The 571-nt window shown below is 73.4% G+C and carries 1 protein-coding gene; it reads right to left on the bottom strand.

Features of this window, described 5'->3' with window-relative positions:
- On the bottom strand, nucleotides 1-496 hold a 496-nt coding region (locus ACFFNX_RS21260), incomplete at its 3' end, for a KR domain-containing protein (RefSeq protein WP_378204852.1).
- Nucleotides 497-571 lie beyond the last annotated feature (75 nt).

Genomic DNA, 571 nt, shown 5'->3' with positions numbered 1-571 from the left:
CGGGGAGTGTCTCGGGGCGGGGAGTGTCTCGGGGCGGGGAGTGTCTCGGACGGCGGGGAGTGTCTGGACGGCGGGGAGTGTCTGGGACGGCGGGGAGTGTCTGGGACGGCGGCAGTGTCTGGGAGGGCGGGGCTTCGAAACACACGCGAAGCGTGCGTACGCCGGTCGGGGTCACGCCCGATGAGCTGGTGCGGCACGTCGCGGACCAGGGTGACGCGGAATGAGCGCAGCGCCTCCTCGGGCGGCTCTCGGTGAGCGCTTCGAGGGGGTACCCGGCGCTCACGCCGATCTCCTCCCACATGTACGCGTCGCGGCCGCGCTCCGGCAGGCCTGCGGCGAGTGCGCCGAGATAGGCGTCAGCGGCGGCGTACGCGCCCATCGACGCGCCGCCGAACAGCCCGTTGACGGAGGAGAGGCAGCCGAACAGCGCGCCGGGCCGGTCGCCCAGCAGGTCGTGCGGAAGAATGACGGCCCGGCCGCCCGGACCCACACCCACAGACGCGACGGCTACGCCAGGTCGGCCTCGAGAGTGACGGCCCGGCCGCCCGAACCCACACCTACGGACACGACG

It is taken from the genome of Actinoallomurus acaciae, assembly GCF_042429965.1.
In the GTDB taxonomy this organism is placed as follows: Bacteria; Actinomycetota; Actinomycetes; order Streptosporangiales; family Streptosporangiaceae; genus Actinoallomurus; species Actinoallomurus acaciae.
The sequence above is the reverse complement of the archived record's forward strand: the minus strand, read 5'-3'. Positions and strand labels throughout refer to the sequence as shown.